The organism is Streptomyces sp. 8N114 (assembly GCF_052245835.1).
In the GTDB taxonomy this organism is placed as follows: Bacteria; Actinomycetota; Actinomycetes; order Streptomycetales; family Streptomycetaceae; genus Streptomyces.
In genome coordinates, this window is sequence record NZ_JBQQBT010000058.1 from 1 (window position 1) to 2,164 (window position 2,164).

The 2,164-nt window shown below is 70.0% G+C and carries 2 protein-coding genes; both read left to right on the forward strand.

What is annotated here, in order from left to right:
* On the forward strand, nt 1–650 hold a 650-nt coding region (locus ACTWQF_RS36710; RefSeq protein ID WP_443284116.1), incomplete at its 5' end, for a phosphopantetheine-binding protein.
* Between the two features lie 5 nt (nt 651–655).
* The coding region (locus ACTWQF_RS36715) for a condensation domain-containing protein (RefSeq protein ID WP_443284117.1) at nt 656–2,164 on the forward strand (1,509 nt) is incomplete at its 3' end.

A 2,164-nucleotide genomic window follows, 5' to 3' on the forward strand; every position in this document is an offset into this window, starting at 1 on the left:
CCGATACGCAGGTCAAGATCCGTGGTTTCCGTATCGAGCCTGCCGAGACCGAGGCGGCGCTGCTCGCCCACCCGGGTGTCGCGCAGGCAGCGGTCATCGCCCGGGACCTGCCCGGCAGCACCAACGGAGGCAAACAACTCGTCGCCTACGTCGTACCGACGCACGTCGTACCGACGCACCCGAACGCGCGGGACTCCGACGCCGACACCCTCGGCCCCGGCGCCCTCCGGTCCTGGGCAGCACAGCGTCTGCCGGAGTTCATGGTGCCCTCGGCGTTCGTCACCCTCGACCGGCTGCCACTCGCGCCCAACGGGAAGCTGGACCGTAAGGCGCTGCCCGAGCCGGAGTTCTCCGGGGAGACGTATCGCGCGCCGCGCACCCCCGGCGAGGAGCAGTTGGCGACGCTGTTCGCCGAGGTTCTCGGCCTGCAGAAGGTCGGGATCGACGACAACTTCTTCCACCTCGGCGGCCATTCACTGCGCGCCACCCGCCTCGTCAGCCTCATCCGCACGGCCCTCGGTACAGACATCCCGATCCGTGCCGTCTTCCAGCACCCGACCATCGCCGAACTCGCTCGCAGGCTGGAGGACTCGGCGGTTTCCGGCCGCCCCCGACCCCGTCCGCGTCTGCGCCGGATGACTCAGGAGTAGCCCGCATGATCCCCTTGTCGTTTGCTCAGCGTCGGCTGTGGTTCATTCACCGCTTCGAGGGCCCGTCGGCGACCTACAACATCCCCCTTGTCCTGCGGCTGACCGGGGACCTGGACACCGAGGCACTGCGGGCCGCAGTGCGGGACGTGGTGATACGGCACGAGAGCCTGCGCACCCTGATCGCCGAGGACCCCGACGGGGTGCCGTACCAGCAGGTCGTACCGGTGGAGGAGCTGGACTTCGAGGTGCCGGTCGTCGAGGTGACGCCGGACGGGGCGCAGGCCGCCGTGGCGGAGGCAGCCGCGCACGCCTTCGACCTGGGGGCGGAGATCCCCTTCCGCGCCCGGCTCTTCCGCAGCGCCCCCGACGTGCACACCCTCGCGCTGGTGCTGCACCACATAGCGGGCGACGGCGAGTCGGCGGGGCCGCTGGCCCGGGACATCTCGGCCGCGTATGCCGTACGACGCGAAGGCACGGGCGGTGCGGTCGGCGCGGGCGGCGACCCGCACGAGCCGGACTGGCCGGAACTGCCTGTCCGGTACATCGACTACACCCTCTGGCAGCAGGAACTGCTCGGCGACGAGGACGATCCCGACAGTCTGCTGGCGCAGCAGTTCGCGTACTGGCGGGACGAGCTGGCCGACGTACCGCAGCCGATGCCGCTGCCCACCGACCGGCCCCGTCCGCCGGTCGCCGGCTACCACGGTGACACTGTGACGTTCGCACTCGACGCGGAGCTGTGCGCCACCGTCGAGAAGCTGGCCCGCGAGCAGAACGCCACCATGCCGATGGTCCTCCAGGCGGCGCTCGCCGTCCTCCTCGGACAGCTCGGCAGCGGTGACGACATCACCATGGGCTCCCCCATCGCAGGGCGTACAGACGAAGCCCTGGCCGACATGGTCGGCTTCTTCCTCAACACCTGGGTACTCCGCGTCGATCTGACCGGCAACCCGACGTTCGACCAGGTGCTCGATCGGGTCCGGGACAAGGCGCTGACCGCCTACGACAACCAGGACGCACCCTTCGAACGCCTGGTGGAGCTGCTCAACCCGGACCGCTCCACCGCCTACCACCCGCTCTTCCAGGTGATGTTCGCCTGGCAGAAGGAGTGGCCCTCCTTCGCGCTGCCCGGCCTGGAGGTCGCGCTGGAGCAGGTGGGCACCGCCACGGCCAAGTTCGACCTGTCCTTCAACCTCTCCGAGCTCACCGCCGCCGAGGACGGCGCCCGCACGGTGCACGGCACCGTCGAGTACGCCACCGACCTGTTCGAACGCACCACAGCCGAGGCCCTTGCCGAACGGTACGTACGCGTACTGCGCCAGCTCGTCACCCGGCCCGACCGGCCCCTGAGCACGCTGCGCGTCCTCGACCCGGACGAGGAGCGCTCCCTGCTGGAGTTTGGTGGTGGTGAGTGTCGGGTGTTGCGGGATGGTTCGTTGGCGGGTGGTTTTGAGGAGCAGGTGGGGCGGTCGCCGGGTGGGACGGCGTTGGTGTTCGAGGGTGTGGGGGTGTCG